Genomic DNA, 18,898 nt, shown 5'->3' with positions numbered 1-18,898 from the left:
GAGGGAGACGAAAGCTCATGGCACGACGCGGGATTCTGGGCCGTAACCGGCGCGAATACAAGACGCCGGAGCCGCACCCGTCCGGTGCGCGCCCGCCGAAGATCCCCGGTGAGCTGGTGCCGGAGCACGTGGCGGTCGTCATGGACGGCAACGGCCGCTGGGCGAAGGAGCGCGGCCTGCCGCGCACCGAGGGCCACAAGGTCGGCGAGGGTGTCGTCCTGGACGTGCTCAAGGGCTGCATCGAGATGGGCGTCAAGAATCTCTCCCTGTACGCCTTTTCCACCGAGAACTGGAAGCGCTCGCCCGAGGAGGTGCGCTTCCTGATGAACTTCAACCGGGACGTCATCCGCCGCAGGCGCGACGAGATGGACGAGCTCGGCATCCGTATCCGCTGGACCGGCCGGATGCCGAAGATGTGGAAGTCCGTCGTCCAGGAGCTCCAGGTCGCCCAGGAGCAGACCAAGAACAACGACGCGATGACGCTGTACTTCTGCGTCAACTACGGCGGCCGCGCCGAGATCGCGGACGCCGCGCAGGCGATCGCGCGGGACGTCGCGGCGGGCAAGCTCGACCCGGCCAAGGTCAACGAGAAGACCTTTGCGAAGTACATGTACTACCCGGACATGCCGGACGTCGACCTCTTCGTGCGCCCCAGTGGCGAGCAGCGCACGTCCAACTACCTGATCTGGCAGAGCGCTTACGCCGAGATGGTCTTCCAGGACGTCCTGTGGCCCGACTTCGACCGCCGCGACCTGTGGCGGGCCTGCCTGGAGTTCGCCCAGCGCGACCGCCGCTTCGGCGGGGCGATCCCGAACGAGGAACTGGAAGCGATGCGCGGCACGGAGCCGGGCGCCTGAGCCGAGCCCTACTGACCGGGACGCTCCGGCCGCACGCCAGTGGGCCCGCACCGATGTCCGGTGCGGGCGCACTGGCGTACCGTCGTCAGACGTTCGCCGCGCACTCCGCGCACGTGCCGAAGACCTCCACGGTGTGCGCCACGTTCACGTAACCGTGCTGCTCCGCGATCGCGTCGGCCCACTTCTCGACGGCCGGGCCCTCGACCTCGACCGCCTTGCCGCACACCCGGCACACCAGGTGATGATGGTGCTCGCCGGACGAGCAGCGCCGGTACACCGCCTCGCCCTCGCTGGTGCGCAGTACGTCGACTTCGCCCGCGTCCGCGAGGGATTGCAAGGTGCGGTAGACCGTCGTCAGCCCGACCGAGTCGCCCCGGTGCTTGAGCATGTCGTGAAGCTCCTGCGCACTGCGGAACTCGTCCACCTCGTCGAGCGCCGCCGCTACGGCGGCCCGCTGCCGGGTGGACCGGCCACGCACCGGGGATGGGGTTCCCGCAGTCGTCACAGGTGCCTCCTCTGGTCGCCCGTACGTATGTCGGGCCATTCTGTCAGGTCGTTGCCGCCCCGCCGGTCAGACCTTGACGCCGTTTGTGGCGTGACGGGCGTCCGGCAGGCTGCCCGCCTCCACGCTACAACCGGCCGCAACCCCGTCCTCCGCCGCGCTCAGCGCCCGCGCCCGGCGCTTGGCGAGCGGTGCGGCGAGTGCTGTCAGTACGAAGAAGGCGGCGATGGCCAGCAGCACGATCGTCGCGCCCGGCGGTACCTCGTACTGGTACGAGGCGGCCGTGCCCGCGAGTGTCACGACCGTGCCGATGGCCACGGCCAGTACGAACGTGACCTTGAACGACCGGGTGATCTGCTGCGCCGCAGCCACCGGCACCACCATCAGTGCGCTGACCAGCAGCAGCCCGACGACGCGCATCGCGACGGTGACCGTGACGGCCGCGGTGACGGCGATCAGCAGATTCAGGGCGCGCACGGGCAGACCGGTCACCCGCGCGAACTCCTCGTCCTGGCTGACCGCGAAGAGGTGGCGCCGCAGACCGATGGTGACCAGCATCACAAAGCCGGCGAGCAGGCAGATCGCGGTGACGTCCGCGTCCGAGACGGTAGCCAGCGAGCCGAAGAGGTACGAGGTGAGGTTGGAGTTGGAGCCGTTCGGTGCGAGGTGCATCAGCATGACGCCGCCCGCCATGCCGCCGTAGAAGAGCATGGCCAGCGCCATGTCGCCGCGCAGGCGGCCGTACGAGCGGATCAGTTCCATCGCGACGGCGCCGGCGATCGAGACGAGCGCGGCCATCCACACCGGGTTGGTGCTGAGCAGGAAGCCGAGGCCGACACCGGTCATCGCGACGTGGCCGATGCCGTCGCCCATGAGGGCCTGGCGGCGCTGCACCAGGTAAATGCCGACGGCGGGTGCAGTGATGCCGACGAGGACGGCGGCGAGCAGGGCCCGCTGCATGAGGGGTGTTTCGAGCATCTCGATGATCATCACGTCAGCAGTCCCGTCCGGACAGGCTCGGAATCCGAGTGAGGGTGTACGTGGTCGTGGCCGGGCAGCGCATGCTGGCCGAGCGACTCCGGAGGCGGCCCGTCGTGGGTGACGCAGCCGTCGCGCAGGACCACCGCGCGGTCGATCAACGGCTCCAGCGCGCCGAGTTCGTGCAGGACGAGCAGCACGGTCGTACCGGCCGCGACCTGCTCGCGCAGGGTCGCGGCCAGGATCTCCTGGCTGGCCAGGTCCACGCCCGCCATCGGCTCATCCATGATCAGTAGCTCCGGCTCGGAGGCGAGCGCCCGCGCGATGAGGACGCGCTGGTGCTGGCCGCCGGACAGGGCGTTCACGGAGTCCTTGGTGCGGTCCGCCAGCCCGACGAGCTCGATGGCGCGGTGCACGGCGGTGCGGTCGTCCTTCGAGGGCCACCGCAGCTTCGTACGGGAGAGGCGGCCGGACGAGACGACCTCGTACACAGTCGCGGGGACGCCGCTCGCGGCCGTGGTGCGCTGCGGTACGTACCCGACGCGCGACCAGTCGCGGAAGCGGCGCAGCGGCGTACCGAAGAGGTCGACGGTGCCGCCCGTGAGCGGCACCTGGCCGATCACGGAACGTACGGCCGTCGACTTCCCGGAGCCGTTGGCGCCGAGCAGCGAGACGACCTCACCGGGGTGCACGGTGAGGTCGATACCGCGCAGCACGGGGCGCGAGCCGAGCGTGGCCGTGGCACCGCGCAGGGATATGACGGGGTCCGCTGTGGGGTGCTGCTGTGGCTTCATGGCTCGCGCCTCCGATGCTGCCGACGATGCCGCCGGGGTGATCTGCTTCACTTCGCGCCGAGGGCCTTTTCCAGCGCGGTGAGGTTCGACTCCATGACCTCGATGTAGTCATCGCCCTTGGACTTGTCCGTGATTCCCTCCAGCGGGTCCAGGACGTCGGTCTTCAGTCCGGTGTCGCCCGCGAGGGTCTTGGCGGTCTTGTCGCTGACGAGCGTCTCGAAGAACACGGTGGTGACCTTGTCCTTCTTGGCGATCTTCTGGAGGTCCTTCATGCGGGACAGGCTGGGCTCGGAGTCGGGGTCGAGACCGCTGATGCCCTCCTGCTCCAGGCCGTAGCGCTCGGCGAGGTAGCCGAAGGCGGAGTGGGCGGTGATGAAGGTCTTGGTGTCGGTGTTTTGCAGGCCGCTCTCGAACTTCTTGTGCAGGCCGTCGAGCTTGCCGACCAGATCCTCGGTGTTCTTCTTGTATGCCGCCGCGTTGTCGGGGTCGGCCTTCTCCAGGGCCTTGCCGACGCCCTTGGCGACCTCGGCGTACTTCACGGGGTCCAGCCAGACGTGGGGGTCGCCCCCGGCTTCGTCGTGGCCGTGCTCTTCTTCCTCGGCGTGTTCTTCGGCGCCGTGCTCTTCGCCGTGCTCTTCGAGGTGGGTGAGGGTGGCGGCGTCGACGGTGTTCTTCACGCCGGACTGCGCGACGGCCTCGTCGACGGCGGGCTGGAGGCCCTTGAGGTAGAGGATGAAGCCGGCTTCGCCGAGCCCGGCGGTCTGCTTCGGGCTGAGCTCCAGGTCGTGCGGCTCGACACCGGGCTTCGTGAGGGTCGATACGGAGACGTGGTCGCCGCCTATCTCCTCGGCCAGGTACTGCATCGGATAGAACGACGCCACCACGTCGAGCTTGCCGCCGTTGTTCTTCGATGCGGCGCCGGAGGAGGAGCAGGCACTTACAGCCATCAGGCCGAGCGCGACGGCTCCGGCGGTCGCGGCGGTGGGTATGAGGCGTCGTCGTACGTTCATGACTCCCATTTTCAACAAGACTGGAAACGATTGTCAATAATGCAACGAGTGGTCTGAGGTGTTATGGGGGCTGTGATCCCGCACCCGCCCTACCGATTTGATCCGGGGGGTACGAGCGCCGGTAATCTGAATCATTCGCGTTCGTCGTCGTCGTAATGAAGAGAGCACCGTGGCCGCCGACAAGATCGACACCATCGTCAGCCTGAGCAAGCGCCGTGGCTTCGTCTACCCGTGCAGTGAGATCTACGGTGGCTCTCGCGCCGCCTGGGACTACGGACCGCTGGGTGTCGAACTCAAGGAGAACATCAAGCGCCAGTGGTGGCGTTCCATGGTCATCGCGCGCGATGACGTGGTCGGTCTCGACTCCTCGGTGATCCTGGCTCCCGAGGTGTGGGAGGCGTCCGGTCACGTCGCGACGTTCTCCGACCCGCTCACCGAGTGCACCGCCTGCCACAAGCGGCACCGGGCGGACCACCTGATCGAGGCGTACGAGGCCAAGCACAACGGCCGTACGCCCGAGAACGGTCTTGCCGACATCAACTGCCCCAACTGCGGTACCAAGGGCCAGTTCACCGAGCCCAAGCAGTTCTCCGGCATGCTGCAGACGCACCTCGGCCCGACGCAGGACAAGGGCTCGACGGCCTACCTGCGTCCCGAGACCGCGCAGGGTATTTTCACCAACTTCGCCCAGGTGCAGCAGACTTCGCGCAAGAAGCCGCCGTTCGGCATCGCGCAGGTCGGCAAGTCCTTCCGGAACGAGATCACTCCGGGCAACTTCATCTTCCGTACCCGCGAGTTCGAGCAGATGGAGATGGAGTTCTTCGTCAAGCCGGGCGAGGACGAGCAGTGGCACGAGTACTGGATGGAGCAGCGGTGGAACTGGTACCGCGAGCTTGGTCTCCGTGAGGAGAACATCCGCTGGTACGACCACCCGAAGGACAAGCTCTCCCACTACTCGAAGCGCACCGCCGACATCGAGTACCGCTTCAACTTCGGCGGCAGCGAGTTCTCCGAGCTCGAAGGCGTGGCCAACCGCACCGACTTCGACCTCAAGGCGCACTCCAAGGCGTCCGGCCAGGACCTGACGTACTTCGACCAGGAGGCCGGCGAGCGCTGGACTCCGTACGTCATCGAGCCGGCGGCCGGCGTGAACCGCGCCATGCTCGCCTTCATGCTCGACGCGTACATCGAGGACGAGGCCCCGAACGCCAAGGGCGTCATGGAGAAGCGCACCGTGATGCGCCTCGACCCGCGCCTGGCGCCGGTCAAGGTCGCGGTGCTGCCGCTGTCCCGCAACCCGCAGCTGTCGCCGAAGGCCAAGGGCCTGGCGACCGATCTGCGCAAGAACTGGAACATCGAGTTCGACGACGCGGGCGCCATCGGCCGCCGCTACCGCCGTCAGGACGAGATCGGTACGCCGTTCTGCGTGACCGTCGACTTCGACACCCTCGACGACAACGCGGTGACGGTGCGCGAGCGCGACACGATGAAGCAGGAGCGCGTCTCGCTGGACCAGATCCAGTCCTACCTGGGCGGCCGCCTGCTCGGCTGCTGACCCTGTCGTACGAGACGTACGAAGCCCCCGGTTCCCGCTCGCGGGACCGGGGGCTTCGTGCACACTGGGCTCACTCGTACCGGGGAGGCGCAATGCCGTCTATGGCGGCCAGCAAGGTGAGCAGATGGGACCAGCACGGCCGGGGGCATGTCGTCAGGGTCCAGCGGGCGGGCATGCAGCGTCTGTTGGCCTGCGAGACGTGCGGCTGGAGCAAGGGGGTGCAGTTCCTGCCGTGGCTCAAGGCGGAGGAGCACCTGGCCGAGGCGCACCAGGCGACGGTGGATCCGGCGGCATCCCGGAGCTGAGCCGACGGCTCATGGCGGAAATTCTGGTGCCCGGCGACCCCGCGGCCGGGTAATGTCGCTTGCATGTTCTTCCAGATCTACGAGTGAGAGCGCGGCGGATCCCACGTCCGCCCCCCACCAGACGAATCCGCAGATCACTTCTCATCACTTCGGGAGAACCCCGTGGCAAAGAGCCGCAACAACCTTCTCGGCGTAGGCGGGCAGCGCAAGAGGATGTCCCGCGCGGAAATCGCGGACAACGGCCCCACGCGCAACGCCGACCGCAAGACGGCCGCTGAGCAGAAGGAGGAGCTGGTGCGCAAGATGCGCGAGCGTGCCACTCCCCAGGAGGACGGCAGCGAGGCGACGGCAGAGGGCGCCCAGGGCACGCAGGACGCCCAGGGCTGACCTCCCAGGAACGACCGTGGGCCCGTACCGCACGAAGCGGTCCGGGCCCACACCCCTGTGTACGGGACAATGGGCGCATGACCACCGCGCTCCCCATGCTCTCCATCGGCCCGCACTCCGTGCAGCCGCCGGTGGTGCTCGCGCCCATGGCCGGCATCACCAACGCCCCGTTCCGCACCCTGTGCCGCGAGTTTTCGGGCGGCAAGGGCCTGTTCGTGAGCGAGATGATCACGACGCGGGCGCTGGTCGAGCGCAATGAGAAGACGATGCAGCTGGTCCACTTCGACGCGACGGAGACGCCGCGCTCGATCCAGCTGTACGGCGTGGACCCGGTCACTGTCGGCAAGGCCGTCCGCATGATCGTGGACGAGGACCTGGCCGACCACATCGACCTGAACTTCGGCTGCCCCGTCCCCAAGGTGACCCGCAAGGGCGGCGGCTCCGCGCTCCCGTACAAGCGGCCGCTGCTGCGGGCGATCCTCAACGAGGCCGTCTCCAATGCGGACGACCTGCCCGTGACCATGAAGATGCGCAAGGGCATCAACGACGATCACCTCACGTACCTCGACGCCGGTCGGATAGCCGTCGAGGAGGGCGTCACAGCGATCGCGCTGCACGGGCGTACCGCGGCCCAGCACTACGGCGGTACGGCCGACTGGGACGCCATCGCGCGCCTCAAGGAGCACGTGCCCGAGATCCCGGTGCTCGGCAACGGCGACATCTGGTCGGCCGACGACGCGCTGCGGATGATGCGCGAGACCGGCTGCGACGGCGTCGTCGTGGGGCGCGGGTGCCTGGGGCGCCCGTGGCTGTTCGGGGACCTGGTCGCGGGGTTCGAGGGGACGGACGCGTACGCCGCTCCGACGCTGCGCGAGGTCGCCGGTGTCATGCGGCGCCATGCGGAGCTCCTCGGGGAGTGGATCGGGGACGAAGCACGCGGGGTCATTGACTTCCGTAAGCACGTCGCCTGGTACCTCAAGGGCTTCTCGGTCGGGTCCGAGATGCGCAAGAAGCTTGCAATCTCCTCATCCTTGGACGAAATGGACGCTCACTTGAGCGAGCTCGATCTGGACCAGGCGTGGCCGGTCGGCGCGGACGGGCCGCGTGGGCGTTCGTCCAGTAATGGGCGAGTTGTCCTGCCTGATGGCTGGCTGAAGGATCCGTACGACTGCTCGGGCGTGAGTGCGGATGCGGAGCTGGACACGTCCGGAGGCTGAGATTCCGCGCTCATTCGAGACGTGATCCTCGCCACGCCTGATGCTAAGTTTGCTCAGATGAGCGGTGCGGGCCCGATTGCATCTCTCAAAAGGTGGCACTGGGTGCCACCTTTTTTGTTTTGATCGATCAAAGCTTTCGTCACTGTGTGGTGACCATATGGGCGATGATGGATGCTGAGTGTGTTTATGTGTACAACTCTCGAACGAATGCCCATGTCGGCCCCAGCAAGTTGATCACTTTAGATCTGCTGGCGGACGAGTGGTTAAGGCCGCATGACAGTCAGGTGGACGTACCCAGGCACCTTCGATCTGGGTATGTTCCTCGCCGTCAGGGCAGCCACCGCGTCCTCGAGGAGTCGAGACCCGTGTCGGAAAACAAAGAACCCCAGGTAGCCACCGAGCCCCAGGGTCAGAAGTTCGTTTATGACTTCACCGAGGGCAACAGGGACCTCAAGGACCTGCTGGGCGGCAAGGGCGCCAACCTCGCCGAGATGACCAACCTCGGGCTGCCCGTCCCCCCGGGCTTCACGATCACCACCGAGGCGTGCAAGGTCTACCTCGAGAGCGGCGAGGCGCCGGAGGCGCTGCGCGCCGAGGTCAGCGCGCACCTCGACGCTCTTGAGCAGAAGATGGGCAAGAAGCTCGGCCAGGCCGACAACCCGCTGCTCGTCTCCGTCCGCTCGGGCGCCAAGTTCTCCATGCCCGGCATGATGGACACCGTCCTGAACATCGGGCTCTCCGACAAGTCGGTCACCGGCCTCGCCAAGCAGGCCGGCGGCGACGAACGCTTCGCGTGGGACTCGTACCGCCGCCTCATCCAGATGTTCGGCAAGACCGTGCTGGGCGTCGACGGTGAGCTCTTCGAAGAGGCGCTGGAGCAGGCCAAGCACGCCAAGAAGGTCACGGTCGACACCGACCTGGAGGCGGCCGACCTCAAGAAGCTGGTCCGCAAGTTCAAGAAGATCGTCTCCGACGAGGCCGGGCGGGACTTCCCGCAGGAGCCGCGCGAGCAGATGGACCTCGCCATAAACGCGGTCTTCGACTCGTGGAACACCGACCGCGCCAAGCTGTACCGCCGCCAGGAGCGCATCCCCGGCGACCTCGGCACGGCCGTCAACATCTGCTCCATGGTCTTCGGCAACCTCGGCCCCGACTCCGGCACCGGCGTCGCGTTCACCCGCGACCCCGCCAGCGGCCACCAGGGCGTCTACGGCGACTACCTGCAGAACGCGCAGGGCGAGGACGTCGTCGCCGGTATCCGCAACACCGTGCCGCTCGCTGACCTCGAGAACATCGACAAGGCGTCGTACGACCAGCTCATGCAGATCATGGAGACGCTGGAGACCCACTACAAGGATCTCTGCGACATCGAGTTCACGATCGAGCGCGGCCAGCTGTGGATGCTGCAGACCCGCGTCGGCAAGCGCACCGCCGGTGCCGCCTTCCGCATCGCCACGCAGCTCGTCGACCAGGGCCTCATCGACGAGGCCGAGGCGCTCCAGCGCGTCAACGGCGCGCAGCTCGCCCAGCTGATGTTCCCGCGCTTCGACGAAGAGGCGAAGACCGAGAAGCTCGGGCGCGGCATCGCCGCTTCGCCGGGCGCGGCCGTCGGCAAGGCCGTCTTCGACTCGTACACCGCCGTCAAGTGGTCGCGTTCCGGCGAGAAGGTCATCCTGATCCGCCGTGAGACGAACCCTGACGACCTCGACGGCATGATCGCCGCCGAAGGCATCCTGACCTCGCGCGGCGGCAAGACCTCGCACGCCGCCGTCGTCGCCCGCGGCATGGGCAAGACCTGTGTCTGCGGCGCCGAGGAGATCGAGGTCGACACCAAGCGCCGCAGGCTGACCGCCCCCGGCGGGATCGTCGTCGAGGAGGGCGACGTCGTCTCCATCGACGGCTCCACCGGCAAGGTCTACCTCGGTGAGGTACCCGTCGTACCGTCCCCGGTCGTCGAGTACTTCGAGGGCCGCATGCACGCCGGCGCCGACGACGCCGACGAGCTCGTCGCCGCCGTTCACCGGATCATGGCGTACGCCGACCGGGTCCGCCGCCTGCGCGTACGCGCCAACGCCGACAACGCCGAGGACGCCCTGCGCGCCCGCCGCTTCGGCGCCCAGGGCATCGGCCTGTGCCGTACGGAGCACATGTTCCTCGGTGAGCGCCGCGAGCTCGTCGAGCGGCTGATCCTGGCCGACACGGACGACGAGCGCGAGCAGGCGCTGGGTGCGCTGCTGCCGCTCCAGAAGGCCGACTTCATCGAGCTGTTCGAGTCGATGGACGGACTGCCGGTGACGGTGCGGCTGCTGGACCCGCCGCTGCACGAGTTCCTGCCCGACATCACCGAGCTGTCGGTGCGCGTAGCGCTCGCCGAGTCCCGCAAGGACGCCAACGAGAACGACCTGCGCCTCCTGCAGGCCGTGCACAAGCTGCACGAGCAGAACCCGATGCTGGGTCTGCGCGGCGTACGCCTCGGCCTGGTCATCCCGGGTCTCTTCGCGATGCAGGTCCGTGCCATCGCCGAGGCGGCGGCGCACCGCAAGAACGCCAAGGGCGACCCGCGCCCGGAGATCATGATTCCGCTCGTCGGCACCGTCCAGGAGCTGGAGATCGTCCGCGAGGAGGCCGACAAGGTCATCGCCGAGGTCGAGGCCGCCACCGGCACCAACCTCAAGCTGACCATCGGCACGATGATCGAGCTGCCGCGCGCCGCCCTCACGGCGGGCCAGATCGCCGAGGCCGCGCAGTTCTTCTCCTTCGGTACGAACGACCTCACCCAGACCGTGTGGGGCTTCTCCCGCGACGACGTCGAGGCGAGCTTCTTCACGGCGTACCTGGAGAAGGGCATCTTCGGGGTCTCCCCGTTCGAGACGATCGACCGGGACGGCGTCGGCTCGCTCGTACGCAGCGCCGTGGAGGCCGGGCGCGCGACGCGTCCCGACCTGAAGCTCGGCGTGTGCGGCGAGCACGGCGGCGACCCGGAGTCGGTGCACTTCTTCCACGAGGTGGGCCTGGACTACGTGTCCTGCTCGCCGTTCCGGATCCCGGTGGCGCGACTCGAAGCGGGGCGCGCGGCGGCGCAGTCCTCGGGCAGCGACTCGCGCTAGACCGGGCACCCGACCGGGCCACCGGAGCTGCCGTCGGTTCACCCCACCCTCAACCGAACCGGCGGCGGCTCCGGCGATGCACCGATACGTAGGCAGATCGATACGTCGATACATCGGGCCATCGATACGGCGATACACAGAAGTGGCGGCACCTCGTGCGGAGGTGTCGCCACTTCGGCTTTTCCTGCGGTGCTTCGGGTGCGCTTTTGTTGGTTCCCTTGCGGCATTGGTGAACGTGCCGTCACCGGGGTCTCCCGGGGGTCGCCGAACAGGAGTTGAATTACGCCATTCTTTCCTGAAAGCAGAGGCAGGATGCGGTCGTCGGATCCCCACCCGCCGACCGCATCCCGATACCTCTGTCCGACACGTAGCCGCAACCTTCGCCGACCGCCGCCAGACGCAGCAAAGCCCCCCACGGCCTTCACTGTGTCTTTCCGGTGGCTCTGGTTCGTGCCCGACGGGGAACAGCATTTCGGTTGGCGCAGGGCTGCCGCGATGCGTTTCAACTGTGGCCGAAAGCCCTTGGTGACGGCCTGTGATGGCATGCATACTCAGTTGCGGGGGCGATTGCGGATGCAACAGATGGGGTTTCGGTGCTACGAGTCCATTTCTCAGGTGTGGACCTTTCCCGTATACGGCTGGCTCCCCGGCCCGATGCGCTGTGGGAAACGATTCTGAGTTTTCACCGATTGCGAGACCGGCGTGGCGTCAAGGTCTTCGGAGAATGGCGTCAGGAATCCCGTACTCGGTTGAATGGTGAAACACGACTGCTGGCCGCCTTGGTGCCGAACCGGGGCTATTTCCCGGATTTCCTGACACCGCGTGAAGGATTGAGCGGCATTGACGCGGGCCTCGAAGCCGTACGCGCCACAGCCCCCGATCGGCTGCGCGCCGAAATCGGCCTGCTCGCCGCCGCACACCGGTCGGACGGTACGTGCCCGTCCCAGGACCGCTCCTCCCCGCCGGTGCGCCTCACCCCGCTCGCGGACGGCCGCAGCGACGCCGTCGGCCGGCTCACCGGCGCCCTGCGCGGATACCACCGCGCCGCCGTGGAGCCGTACTGGCCGTACATCCAGGCCCGTATCGAAGCGGACCGGGCGGTCCGCGGCCGCGCCCTGCTCGACGGCGGCGCGGACGAACTCCTCGACACCCTCCCGCCGATGCTGCGCTGGTGCCCGCCGGTCCTGGAGGCCGACTATCCGGTCGACCGCGATCTGCACCTGGACGGCCGCGGTCTGCTGCTCCAGCCGTCCTTCTTCTGCCGCGGCACCCCCGTGGTCTACCGCGACCCCGACCTGCCCCCGGTCCTGGTCTACCCCGTGACCGACACCGGCGCCCCGGCCCCCGCCGACGCCCCCAGCACCTCCCTGGGCCGCCTCGTCGGACACACCCGCTCGGCGGTCCTGGGAGCCATCGGAGGCGGCTGTACGACGAGTGAACTCGCCCGCAGAGCGGGCGTCTCGCTGGCCTCGGCGAGCCAGCACGCGTGCGTACTGCGCGAGGCCGGCCTGGTCGTCACCCTGCGGCACGGCAACTCCGTACTGCACACGATGACGCCGCTGGGTGCGGCGCTGCTGCGGGGCGGGGCCCCGGCGGAGGCGCTGACGGCCTCGCCGAACGTGGCGGAGGGGTGTGTCGCCGGGCGGGTGCGGCAGTAGAGGGCGGGCAGTGCCGGGCACGGGCGCAGTGGGCCAAGGCAGTGCCGAGCACGGGCGGGCCGCAGTGAGGTGCGACGCGCCCGTGCCCGGATGCGGTGCGGGTGCTGGGCCTGCTGAGCCGGTCAGCTGCGGAAGGGGCCCGTCACCTCGTAGGTGATGCCGCCGGACGAGCTGCCGCTCGTACCGCGCTGGCTGGAGAAGTAGAACCGCGTGCCGTTCGGCGAGAAGGCCGGGCCGCAGATCTCGGAGCTCGACTGGCCGGTGATCCGCAGGAACGGCGCGACCACGTCGTCCGGCGTGATGATGCAGATCTCCATGTTGCCGCCGTCCTCCGCGACGAACAGGTCGCCGGAGGACGCGCCGGTGACGTTGTCCACGCCGGTCAGCGGGGCGCCGCCGCCGACGACCAGGGAGTCGTCGTAGGCCAGCTCGTAGGTGCTGGCGGTCAGGTTGAGCTGCCAGACGCGGTTGTCGCCCTTGGTGGTGAACCAGACGGTGTCGTTGGCGTAGTGGCAGCCCTCGCCGCCGTTGAAGAGCTTCGCGCCGGAGACCTGGTCGCGGGTGGGGGTGGGGGAGCCGTCGGGGTCGGGCACGTTCGCCCAGGTGAAGCTGCCGGAGGTGGCCGTACCGGCCTTGAGGACCTGCAGCGTGCCGGAGGAGAGGTTGCCCCAGGTGGACGGGACGAAGCGGTAGAAGCAGCCGTCCGACGCGTCCTCCGTCAGGTAGATCACCTTGCGGACCGGGTCGGCGGCGGCCGCCTCATGGTTGAAGCGGCCCATGGCGGCGCGGCGGACGGCGGCGTTCACGCCCCACGGGTCGGTCTCGTAGACGTACCCGGTGCTGACCTCCTCGCAGGACAGCCAGGTGTTCCACGGAGTCGCCCCGCCGGCGCAGTTGCGGTTGGTGTTGGACAGGATCCGGTATGCACCGGTGATGGTGCCCGACGAGTTGAACTTGACCGCGCCCGCGCCGCCGGTGGACGAGATCTCCGAGTTGGAGACGTAGATCCAGCCGGTGCCGTCGGCGAAACAGGCGCCGCCGTCAGGGGCGTTGTGCCAGGTGTAGGCGGTGGAGCCGACCTTCTGGCCGGACCGGGCTATCACCCGGCTGGTGAAGCCGCTGGGGAGCTGGATGCCGTTGGCGTCTGCCGCGCCGAGCGCTCCGTACGGGCCCGGACCCGGCTGGGCCGGTGCCGCGTAGGCCGCACCTTGCATGAGGGTGTAGCCGAATGCCGCAGCCGTGCCGCCGACGACCGCTCCACGCAGGAAACTACGACGTTCCACTTGATCACTCCAGGGGATCGTGACCGTCCCTGCCGCACCGGTCGGGCGGCGGGGTCGCGGGGGGTGCGCTTCCGGAACCTAGGAGTCCCGGATTGACGGTGCATCAACGACCGATGAAGCGGAAGCGTCTGCTGTCGGCCTGTTGCGCGCGACCCTTTGGCCAGAACCGACCGGTCAGCTCTCCAGCAGGGTCTTGAGGGCGGTCAGGCGGTCCCTCCAGAACGTCTTGTACGCCTCCACCGCGTCCGCGTCCGCGAGTTTCGTGTGGCCCAGGCCGACCTGCGTCTTCTCCGGTCCCTTGGGCGTCAGATACACCGAGATGCGGCTCGTGCCTCCCCCGAGCTCTCGACTCCGCTCGAGCAGGGGGGACCCCCATTCCCAGTCCGCGGTGACCGACTTGGCCGGGCGGTGGGTGCGGAGCGTGAATTCACCGGCCGGAAGCCAGCGGCGGCGCAGGGCGGCGTCGGTGAACGCATCGGTGACCCGCTCCGGTGGCGCGTTCACCGTCTTGCTGACGGAGACCTGCCAGTCGCCCTCACCGGACTGGCCCACCTCGCGCATGCCGCGCTCCTGCTCGTACCCCACGGTGATCGACTGGGCGTGCCAGCCGGGGACGCCGTGCGTCTCGACGAGGTGGCGGGCGATCTCGGTGTGGGTGCGGGCCGTGGCCTGCCACGCGTCGAGCACGGCAAACCACGCGTCCCAGTCCCGGCCCGTCGACGCGCTCAGCGCGTCGCCCGACAGCTTCTCGGTGATCTTCTTGCCGGAGGCGCTGCTCATGGCCCGACGCTAGGCCGCGGCCCGTGCCGCCGCAAGGCGGGAGGCGGGTGTCCGGGGGCCGGGTCCGGAGTCGCCGAGAGGATTTCTTCGTGCGAGTTTCGGTTCGAGCGATGAGTTTCGTGGGGCCCCCGGGTCTACCCATCGACCGACAACGAGAGACCGCCAACGAGAGAAGAGAGACAGCTCATGGCACAGATGATTTTCGTGAACCTGCCGGTGACGGACCTCGACACCACGAAGTCCTTCTTCAGCAAGCTCGGGTTCTCGTTCAACCCCCAGTTCAGTGACGACAAGACCGCCTGTCTGGTGATCAGCGACACCATCTTCGCCATGCTGCTCACCGAGCCGCGCTTCAAGGAGTTCACGAAGAAGGAGATCGCCGACACCCGCACGACCACGGAGGTCCTCCTCGCGCTGAGCGCCGAGAGCCGCGCGAAGGTCGACGAGCTGGCCGACACGGCCCTCGCGTCCGGCGGTTCCCCGGCGAACGAGCCCATGGACCACGGCTTCATGTACGGCCGTTCCTTCCAGGACCCCGACGGCCACACCTGGGAGGTCATCTGGATGGACCCGGCGGCCGTAGCGGGCGAGGGCTCCCAGGGCTGAGCGCCCGGTCTCTCGCCGGGACTGCTGAGGAGCTAGGAATTGAGGGAGCCGGGGTACGACACCCCGGTGAGCTGCTCGGACGCCACCCACAGCCGCTCACTCGCGATGTCGTTGAGCGTCCACTTGGCCCGCCAGGACCGTGTGGGCGCTCCGCGCAGGCCCTGGATCCTCGGGCCGGTGAACGAATCGGGCCGTACGCCGGGCGCGGTGGCGGCGTACAGCGTGGGCAGGGCGCCCGACTCGGCGGGCTGGGCGATGATCCGGTTGCCGAACTCGACGAGGCGCTGGGCGCCCTTGCGGCCCTCCATCTTCACGCCGGCGGTCTGGAGATTGGTGGCGGCGTAGCCGGGGTGCGCGGCGGCAGCGACGACGTCGGAGCCGGCGGCGGCCAGCCGTCGCGCCAGTTCGTGGGTGAACAGCAGATTCGCGGACTTGGAACGGGCGTAGGCGATCCAGCGGCGGTAGACGCGCTCGCTGTTGAGGTCGCCCATGTCGATGTTGGCGAGGGCGTGCAGGCCGCTGGAGACGGTCACGACGCGGGCGTCGGGCGTACGGAGCAGCTTCGGGAGCAGCAGTCCGGTGAGGGCGAAGTGCCCGAGGTGGTTGACGCCGAACTGGGTCTCGAAGCCGTCGGCGGTCTTTCCGTACGGCAGGGCCATGACGCCCGCGTTGTTGACGAGAAGGTCGAGGCGGTCGTACGGATAAGAGCTCGCGAACTCGCGTACGGAGCCCAGGTCGCCGAGGTCGAGGGGCGCGAACTCGGCGGCCGCGTCCGGGACCTCCCTGACGATCCGGGCCACGGCCTCCTTGCCGCGGGCCTCGCTGCGGCACGCGAGGACGACGCGCGCGCCCCGGCGGGCCAGTTCGCGCGCCGTCACGAGTCCGATGCCGCTGTTTGCCCCGGTGACCACGGCCGTACGGCCGCTCTGGTCGGGGATGTCGCTCGCTTTCCAGCCAGTCGTCATGGCCCCAGCGTACGACCGGCGTTCGAATGTGGAACGACCGGTCAGGAACCTGCGAGCCGTACGGTGAAGGTCTCCACCGTGACCGTCTCGTCGTCCAGGCACCGCCCTGTCTCCAGGTCGAAACGCTGCTTGAGGAGGGGGGACGCGACGAAGGCGCGGCCCTCCACGGAGCCGATCAGGCCCCGGGAGAGGACCTGGGCGCCGGAGAACGGATCACGGTTGTCGATCGCGTACGCGCGGCCCGCACGGTCGGTGAAGAGCGCGGCCTGGCGGCCGTCGGGCAGCAGGGCCGCCACTCCGCGGCCCGGCGTGAGGGCGGCCGCCTCGCACGCCGTGAACCAGTCGTCTTCGAGGAGCAGTTGGAGGGTCATCCGACGCGAGTCCCTTCGAGGGTGAGGATGGTCAGGTCCGGCTTCATCTGGTCGCGCTCGGGGACGAAGCGGATGGAGGGGTCCGGTGCGTCGGGCGCGTTGACGAAGGACACGAAGCGGGAGAGCCGCTCCGGGTCGTTGATCGTCTCGGCCCATTCGTCGCGGTAGTTGGACACGTGCGTGGACATCATGGCTTCGAGCTGGGCGCACAGGCCCAGGCTGTCGTGGACGATCACGTCCCGCAGGTGGTCCAGGCCGCCCTCCAGACGGTCCAGCCAGGTGGCCGTGCGTTCCAGGCGGTCGGCGGTGCGGATGTAGAACATCAGGAACCGGTCGATGAGGCGCACGAGTTCGGCGTCGGACAGGTCCTGGGCGAGGAGGTCCGCATGGCGCGGTGTCGCCCCGCCGTTGCCGCCGACGTACAGGTTCCATCCGTTCGCGGTCGCGATGACGCCGAAGTCCTTGGACTGGGCCTCCGCGCACTCGCGGGCGCAGCCCGAGACCGCCGACTTCAGCTTGTGCGGGGCGCGCAGGCCCCGGTAGCGCAGCTCCAGGTCGATGGCCATACGGACCGAGTCCTGGACGCCGTAACGGCACCAGGTCTGTCCCACACAGGACTTGACAGTGCGCAGCGCCTTTCCGTACGCGTGGCCCGACTCGAAGCCGGCGTCGACCAGACGGGTCCAGATCAGGGGGAGCTGGTCGACGCGTGCGCCGAAGAGGTCGATGCGCTGGCCGCCCGTGATCTTGGTGTAGAGGCCGAAGTCGCGGGCCACCTCGCCGATCACGATCAGCTTCTCGGGCGTGATCTCGCCGCCCGGGATGCGCGGCACGATGGAGTACGAGCCGTTGCGCTGCATGTTGGCGAGGAAGTGGTCGTTGGTGTCCTGGAGGGCGGCCTGTTCGCCGTCGAGGATGTGGCCGTTGCTCAGGCTGGCCAGGATGGATGCCACGGTCGGCTTGCAGGTCTCGCAGCCGTCGCCGCCACGGGCCGCTTCACGGCCGTGGGAGTCGAGCAGGGCGGCGTACGACGTGATGTGCAGGGTGCGCACGATCTCGTACAGCTCGGAGCGGGTGTGCGGGAAGCAGCCGCACAGGCCCTTGTCGCCGGACTGGGGGAGGAGCTGGCCGATCAGCTTGACGCAACTGCCGCAGCCCGTTCCCGCCTTGGTGCACTTCTTCACCTCGTGCAGCGTCGAGCAGGCGGTGACGGCGCCCTTGGTGACGTTGTGGCAGTTGCAGACCACAGCGTCGTCGGGGAGCGCGGACGGGCCCAGGGAGACGCCGGTTCCGGTGGGGGCGATGAGCTGTTCGGGGGCGACCGGCGGGACGGTACCGGTGAGGGGGCGCAGCATGGCGTACGCGTCGGCGTCGCCGACCAGGATGCCGCCGAGCAGGGCGCCGTCCGGGCTGACCACCAGCTTCTTGTAGACGCCGGAGCGGGAATCGGAGTACACGACGTCCAGGCAGCCGTCCGCGGTGCCGTGGGCGTCGCCGAAGGACGCCACGTCGACGCCGAGGAGCTTGAGCTTGGTGGACATGTCGGCGCCGGTGAAGGCCTTGGCCCCGCCTGCTCCTGCCTCGTCCGCTTCGTCGGCGATGGTGGCCGCTGCCGTTTCGGCCATCTCGTAGCCGGGTGCCACCAGGCCGTACACCTTGCCGTCCGCCGCCAGGGCGCACTCGCCTATCGCGAAGACGGAGGGGTCGGACGTACGGCACTGTTCGTCGACGGAAATGCCGCCCCGTTCGCCGACGGACAGGCCGCAGTCACGGGCCAGTTGATCCCGGGGGCGTACGCCCGCCGAAAAGACGACCAGATCGGTGGCGAGGGTCGAACCGTCCGAGAGCGACATGCCGTCGACCGTGCCGTCGTCGCCGGTGGTGACCGCCTGTGTGCCGACGCCCGTGTGGACCGTCAGACCCATTCCCTCGATCGTACGGAGGAGGGCCGAGGCACCGCCCTCGTCGACCTGGACGGGCATCAGACGGGGCGCGAACTCCACGATGTGGGTGTCGAGGCCGAGACCGCTGAGCGCGCCCGCCGCCTCCAGGCCGAGCAGCCCGCCGCCGACGACGGCGCCGACCCGGGAGTTCTTCGCGTACTCCTCGATGGCCAGCAGATCCTCGATGGTGCGGTAGACGAAACAACCCTCCGCATCCTTGCCGGGAACGGGCGGTACGAAGGGGTACGAGCCGGTGGCAAGGACGAGCGTGTCGTAGGTGAAGGTGCGGCCCGCCCGGGAGGTCACTGTGCGGGTGGCGCGGTCGACGCTCTGTGCCGGGTCGTCCAGGTGCAGTTCGATGTTGTTACGGGTGATGAAGTCGCCCTCTACGAGGGAGAGCTCGTCGGGGGTACGGCCCGAGAAATACGAGGTCAGCTGCACGCGGTCGTACGCGGGACGCGGCTCCTCGCACAGGACGACGACACGCGCCCGGCCGGTCACGCCCCGCTCGGCGAGGGCCTCCAGGAAACGCTGGCCGACCATCCCGTGGCCGACGACCACGATCGTGGGTGTGGACATC

17 protein-coding genes are annotated in these 18,898 nt (G+C 68.6%); 8 read left to right on the top strand and 9 right to left on the bottom strand.

Annotation, left to right across the window (positions count from 1 at the left end):
* Positions 1-17 precede the first annotated feature (17 nt).
* On the top strand, positions 18-857 hold the full coding sequence (locus PXH83_RS08000) for an isoprenyl transferase (protein WP_274558238.1): 840 nt from the start codon (positions 18-20) through the stop codon (positions 855-857).
* Between the two features lie 85 nt (positions 858-942).
* Here the strand turns inward: PXH83_RS08000 and PXH83_RS07995 are convergent, their stop codons facing one another.
* The 4 genes from PXH83_RS07995 to PXH83_RS07980 all read right to left on the bottom strand — a co-directional run bounded on the left by PXH83_RS07995 (position 943) and on the right by PXH83_RS07980 (position 4,141).
* The gene (locus PXH83_RS07995; RefSeq protein ID WP_274558235.1) at positions 943-1,362 is read right to left on the bottom strand and encodes a Fur family transcriptional regulator; all 420 of its coding nucleotides are present in this window, start codon (positions 1,360-1,362) and stop codon (positions 943-945) included.
* A gap of 66 nt (positions 1,363-1,428) precedes the next feature.
* On the bottom strand, positions 1,429-2,349 hold the full coding sequence (locus PXH83_RS07990; RefSeq protein WP_274562718.1) for a metal ABC transporter permease: 921 nt from the start codon (positions 2,347-2,349) through the stop codon (positions 1,429-1,431).
* Positions 2,349-3,131 (bottom strand): metal ABC transporter ATP-binding protein, encoded by a 783-nt coding sequence (locus PXH83_RS07985; protein ID WP_274558233.1) that lies wholly within the window; start codon positions 3,129-3,131, stop codon positions 2,349-2,351. The genes PXH83_RS07990 and PXH83_RS07985 overlap by 1 nt, the downstream gene beginning before the upstream one ends.
* A gap of 47 nt (positions 3,132-3,178) precedes the next feature.
* Positions 3,179-4,141, bottom strand: coding sequence for a metal ABC transporter substrate-binding protein (locus PXH83_RS07980; RefSeq protein WP_274558231.1), 963 nt, complete (start codon positions 4,139-4,141; stop codon positions 3,179-3,181).
* A gap of 169 nt (positions 4,142-4,310) precedes the next feature.
* Here PXH83_RS07980 and PXH83_RS07975 point away from each other — a divergent pair, with 169 nt between their 5' ends.
* The 6 genes from PXH83_RS07975 (at position 4,311) to PXH83_RS07950 (ending at position 12,370) form a co-directional block, all read left to right on the top strand.
* On the top strand, positions 4,311-5,696 hold the full coding sequence (locus PXH83_RS07975) for a glycine--tRNA ligase (protein WP_214917454.1): 1,386 nt from the start codon (positions 4,311-4,313) through the stop codon (positions 5,694-5,696).
* A 92-nt stretch (positions 5,697-5,788) separates the two neighbouring features.
* Positions 5,789-6,001: a hypothetical protein gene (locus tag PXH83_RS07970; RefSeq protein ID WP_274558227.1), complete on the top strand. Its 213-nt coding sequence runs from the start codon at positions 5,789-5,791 to the stop codon at positions 5,999-6,001.
* Positions 6,002-6,163: 162 nt separating this feature from the next.
* Positions 6,164-6,388 carry a DUF6243 family protein gene (locus PXH83_RS07965; RefSeq protein WP_274558225.1) on the top strand — a complete coding sequence of 75 codons (225 nt, stop codon included), beginning with the start codon at positions 6,164-6,166 and terminating at the stop codon, positions 6,386-6,388.
* A gap of 77 nt (positions 6,389-6,465) precedes the next feature.
* Positions 6,466-7,605, top strand: a complete 1,140-nt coding sequence (dusB, locus tag PXH83_RS07960) for a tRNA dihydrouridine synthase DusB (protein WP_274558223.1) — start codon at positions 6,466-6,468, stop codon at positions 7,603-7,605.
* Positions 7,606-7,970: 365 nt separating this feature from the next.
* Entirely contained in the window at positions 7,971-10,712 is a 2,742-nt protein-coding gene (gene ppdK, locus PXH83_RS07955) for a pyruvate, phosphate dikinase (protein ID WP_214917413.1), read from the top strand.
* A gap of 593 nt (positions 10,713-11,305) precedes the next feature.
* Positions 11,306-12,370 (top strand): ArsR/SmtB family transcription factor, encoded by a 1,065-nt coding sequence (locus PXH83_RS07950; RefSeq protein WP_274558217.1) that lies wholly within the window; start codon positions 11,306-11,308, stop codon positions 12,368-12,370.
* Positions 12,371-12,492: 122 nt separating this feature from the next.
* Here PXH83_RS07950 and PXH83_RS07945 read toward each other — a convergent pair whose 3' ends face one another.
* Both PXH83_RS07945 and PXH83_RS07940 read right to left on the bottom strand, forming a co-directional pair.
* Positions 12,493-13,653, bottom strand: a complete 1,161-nt coding sequence (locus PXH83_RS07945) for an alkaline phosphatase PhoX (protein ID WP_274558214.1) — start codon at positions 13,651-13,653, stop codon at positions 12,493-12,495.
* A gap of 174 nt (positions 13,654-13,827) precedes the next feature.
* The gene (locus PXH83_RS07940) at positions 13,828-14,433 is read right to left on the bottom strand and encodes a hypothetical protein (protein WP_274558212.1); all 606 of its coding nucleotides are present in this window, start codon (positions 14,431-14,433) and stop codon (positions 13,828-13,830) included.
* A 186-nt stretch (positions 14,434-14,619) separates the two neighbouring features.
* Between PXH83_RS07940 and PXH83_RS07935 the strand changes: the two genes are divergently transcribed.
* Positions 14,620-15,039 carry a VOC family protein gene (locus PXH83_RS07935; RefSeq protein ID WP_274558210.1) on the top strand — a complete coding sequence of 140 codons (420 nt, stop codon included), beginning with the start codon at positions 14,620-14,622 and terminating at the stop codon, positions 15,037-15,039.
* A gap of 32 nt (positions 15,040-15,071) precedes the next feature.
* Here PXH83_RS07935 and PXH83_RS07930 read toward each other — a convergent pair whose 3' ends face one another.
* From PXH83_RS07930 to nirB, 3 genes are read right to left on the bottom strand one after another with little or no spacing between them, the layout of a single operon-like run.
* Positions 15,072-16,004 (bottom strand): oxidoreductase, encoded by a 933-nt coding sequence (locus tag PXH83_RS07930; RefSeq protein ID WP_274558208.1) that lies wholly within the window; start codon positions 16,002-16,004, stop codon positions 15,072-15,074.
* Between the two features lie 41 nt (positions 16,005-16,045).
* Positions 16,046-16,375 (bottom strand): nitrite reductase small subunit NirD, encoded by a 330-nt coding sequence (gene nirD / locus PXH83_RS07925; RefSeq protein ID WP_274558207.1) that lies wholly within the window; start codon positions 16,373-16,375, stop codon positions 16,046-16,048.
* Entirely contained in the window at positions 16,372-18,897 is a 2,526-nt protein-coding gene (nirB, locus tag PXH83_RS07920) for a nitrite reductase large subunit NirB (protein WP_274558205.1), read from the bottom strand. Before nirB ends, nirD begins: the two co-directional genes overlap by 4 nt.
* Position 18,898 lies beyond the last annotated feature (1 nt).

Source organism: Streptomyces spiramyceticus (genome assembly GCF_028807635.1).
Taxonomy (GTDB): Bacteria; Actinomycetota; Actinomycetes; order Streptomycetales; family Streptomycetaceae; genus Streptomyces; species Streptomyces spiramyceticus.
The sequence above is the reverse complement of the archived record's forward strand: the minus strand, read 5'-3'. Positions and strand labels throughout refer to the sequence as shown.